This window comes from Caloramator australicus RC3 (assembly GCF_000297115.1).
In the GTDB taxonomy this organism is placed as follows: Bacteria; Bacillota; Clostridia; order Clostridiales; family Caloramatoraceae; genus Caloramator; species Caloramator australicus.
In genome coordinates, this window is the sequence record NZ_CAKP01000078.1 from 1 (window position 1) to 3211 (window position 3211).

Consider the following 3211-nt stretch of genomic DNA (forward strand, 5'->3'; position numbering starts at 1 on the left):
TCTTGATTTGTAGTATGTTCTTGAATATTCTATTCCTCCTAGGAGCGTAATAATACTTTTCTTGTCTTTTCTTTCAACTATCCATTCCTTTTTTCTCTTATCATCTTCTTTAATCGCTTTATCTAATTCTTCTAAAAAGTCTTTTATTATATTCCTTCCAAGTTCATCAGTCGATTCTTTAACTACCTCAACAAGTTTTGTAAAATCCCATTCTTTTGACAGCATTTCTTCTACATTTTTTATTAATTTAGTAGTGAAATTTATTAAATGTTGTTGTATAATATCATGTTGTATAATATTATTCAAAAGAGACACCCCCTTATTGATTTGTGTTTTTTCCACTTTTTATTTTACCACAGGGGTTGTCTCTTTTAAATTTTTTGTCCTTTTTCGTCCTACAATAATTTTACACTATGGTTAACGATATAACTACAGAAATAATCAAGTTCAAATAATTCCTTCTAATTTGCCAAATTCTCTCCATATGCCCCACCATCTATTTTTTATTAAATTTCTCAACAGTGAAAAATTAAGCCCCTTATAATACAGCACTGTCTAAAATATATAATAACATAAATTTAATCATTTTTCAAAATTTTTCTACAAATACCAACATAATAAAACAGCCTGCAATTTGCAGGCTGTTTATGGAGGCGGCACCCGGATTTGAACCGGGGATGAAGGTTTTGCAGACCTCTGCCTTACCACTTGGCTATGCCGCCATATTAAGTTGGAGCGGGAAACGGGACTCGAACCCGCGACTTTCACCTTGGCAAGGTGACGCTCTACCAACTGAGCTATTCCCGCATGGTGGCCAGAGCCGGAATCGAACCAGCGACACGGGGATTTTCAGTCCCCTGCTCTACCTACTGAGCTATCTGGCCATGGCGACCCAGAAGGGGCTCGAACCCTCGACCTCCGGCGTGACAGGCCGGCACTCTAACCAACTGAGCTACTGGGCCGCGTGGTGGGCACCACAGGGCTCGAACCTGTGACCCTCTGCTTGTAAGGCAGATGCTCTCCCAGCTGAGCTAGGCGCCCACATCGCATATTCATTATAGCATCTTTGATTTACCTTGTCAACACCTCATCAGCGGCGCTGACATGTTATATAATATATTATTTTTTCACCCTTGTCAACACTTTTTTATAAGTTTTCTATCATATTTTTTATTTCTTCCTTTTCAAATACATATTTAGTATTGCAGAAATGGCACTGAAGCTCTATCCTGTCTTCCTCTTCATATAGTCTATTTAATTCTTCTCTGCCAAGGGCTATAAGGGCCCTTTCTACCCTCTCCCTTGAACAATCGCATTCATACTTACACTCTATCTTTTCATAAATCTTAAGGTCCATATCATCAAAAAGCATGTTTAAAATATCTTCACCGCTTTTCCCCTCTGCAATAAGCTGTGATAAAGGAGGTATTTCCTGTAACCTAAAGGTTATTATGTCAGCTAAAAACTCATTTGCTCCAGGCATCATTTGAACTATAAGCCCACCTGCTGCTTTTATAGAAATATCAGTATCTACCAAAACCCCAAGGGCTACTGCTGATGGAACCTGTTCTGACACAGTAAAATAGTAGGCAATATCATCCCCTATTTCACCAGTTCTTATCGGAACCTGCCCAACATAGGGTTCTCTAAGTCCTAGATCTTTAACTACATTTAAAAACCCGTTCCTACCAACAGCTCCTCCAACATCAAGCTTTCCCTTTTCATTAAGAGGAAGATCAACCTCTGGGTGAGAAACATAGGCCTTAACATTTCCCTTAGAATTAGACACGGCAACTAAATTTCCCAAGGGGCCTCCCCCATTCATAGTAAGGGTAAGAGTATCCTTCTCTCCCTTTAACATAACCCCCATCATAGAAGCTGCTGTAATAAATCTTCCAAGTGCTGCTGATGCTGTAGGCGAAAGATTATGTATTTTTCTTGCTTCTTCCACCATATCTGTTGTTATAGCTGCAAAAAGTCTTACATCTCCATTTGCTGCTGTTGCTCTTAATATATATGCCATAAAATTCCCTCCTATTTTCTTACTACAAACGTAATTCGTTCAGACGTTTCCTTATCTTTGTTAAAGGAATAATTTTCATAGGTTTCAACATCCTTAAATCCAACACCCTTTAGTAAATTAATCATTTCATCCTTCGAATAGGCCCTTTGGACATGATGTTCATCTATCCTTCTGTAGAGTTTTCCTTCTTTAACAAACATTGTTATATACATATCTATTATATTTTCATCAACATAATTGTCCCAAATATATGAATAATCCTCTTCATTATACGTAAATGTATTGTTACCTATCAAGTTTTTTAGTTTATATTCGGAACTTATATCAAATATAAATAATCCATCATCCTTTAAAAGATTATAGACCTTTTTTAAAACATTGAAAAGTTCCTCATCCTCAATTAAATAATTAAATCCATCACAAAAGGAAAATACAAAATCAAATTTTTTGTCTATGTCTAATTCCGTCATATCCTCATTAATAAAAATTACTCCTTTACTTTTCACCTTGTTTCTTGCAATGTTGAGCATTTCCTCAGATATATCAACGGCAACCACTTTCATTCCTAAGTTTGAAAGTCTCAAAGTCATGTTGCCCGTTCCACATCCAAGTTCTAGAGCAGTTTTATCGATAAAATCAATATCATATCTTTTAAATAGCGATTCTAAAAACTCAATCCAATTGTCATAATCTACATCCATCATTTTATCATAATAAAAGGCAAGATCTTTATATTGCATCCTCTTCCCACCTTTAAATCTGGAATCCTTTTAGTTTATTTTATGATATAATAATTTTATATTATAAAATATTAATTGTCCATTTTAATTTAAAGGGGGATAGTGTCAAGATATTGTAGGTTAATTTTTATAGACAACCCCTTAAATTAGCTAGTTTCAAGGCGTTTGTTAAATTTAAAAAACTTAAATTATATTTTCATATTTTATTGATTTTAATATCCTGTAAATTGGCGTTACTTTCCCTATGTTCAATATCGTTATATTATTCATAACTTCACGTGAAGATTTATTTATCTTTCTTATCGCTTCTTTTATTTTCTTCTTACTTACCTTGAAGGCTTTTTCATCTTCCTTAAACACACTTATTTCCCTTAAATTTCCTCCATTCTTGCTAAATACCCTTAGCTTTGCCATTATCTTTAATCCTTCCTTGCTCCATCCTAATGGC

At 35.1% G+C, this 3211-nt stretch carries 3 protein-coding genes, 5 tRNA genes and 1 pseudogene; all 9 read right to left on the reverse strand.

What is annotated here, in order from left to right:
- Window positions 1-306 (reverse strand): UPF0236 family transposase-like protein (locus CAAU_RS07165; RefSeq protein ID WP_040306200.1); only part of this gene is annotated, 306 nt, incomplete at its 3' end.
- A gap of 342 nt (window positions 307-648) precedes the next feature.
- Window positions 649-722, reverse strand: a tRNA-Cys gene (locus CAAU_RS07170).
- Between the two features lie 9 nt (window positions 723-731).
- Window positions 732-807: transfer RNA gene (locus CAAU_RS07175), tRNA-Gly, on the reverse strand.
- A 1-nt stretch (window position 808) separates the two neighbouring features.
- Window positions 809-884: transfer RNA gene (locus tag CAAU_RS07180), tRNA-Phe, on the reverse strand.
- 1 nt (window position 885) lies between these two features.
- Window positions 886-962 (reverse strand) — tRNA-Asp (locus CAAU_RS07185).
- 3 nt (window positions 963-965) lie between these two features.
- Window positions 966-1041: transfer RNA gene (locus CAAU_RS07190), tRNA-Val, on the reverse strand.
- 106 nt (window positions 1042-1147) lie between these two features.
- The gene (gene hslO, locus CAAU_RS07195; RefSeq protein ID WP_008908770.1) at window positions 1148-2023 is read right to left on the reverse strand and encodes an Hsp33 family molecular chaperone HslO; all 876 of its coding nucleotides are present in this window, start codon (window positions 2021-2023) and stop codon (window positions 1148-1150) included.
- A gap of 11 nt (window positions 2024-2034) precedes the next feature.
- Window positions 2035-2763, reverse strand: coding sequence for a class I SAM-dependent DNA methyltransferase (locus CAAU_RS07200; RefSeq protein WP_008908771.1), 729 nt, complete (start codon window positions 2761-2763; stop codon window positions 2035-2037).
- Between the two features lie 183 nt (window positions 2764-2946).
- A pseudogene (locus CAAU_RS07205) lies at window positions 2947-3211 on the reverse strand (UPF0236 family protein); the annotation flags it as partial.

What these genes read in the sequence shown, in the direction of transcription:
- hslO (WP_008908770.1), bottom strand. Translation starts at nt 2,023, where the DNA reads ATGGCATATATATTAAGAGCAACAGCAGCAAATGGAGATGTAAGACTT.
- CAAU_RS07200 (WP_008908771.1), bottom strand. Translation starts at nt 2,763, where the DNA reads ATGCAATATAAAGATCTTGCCTTTTATTATGATAAAATGATGGATGTA.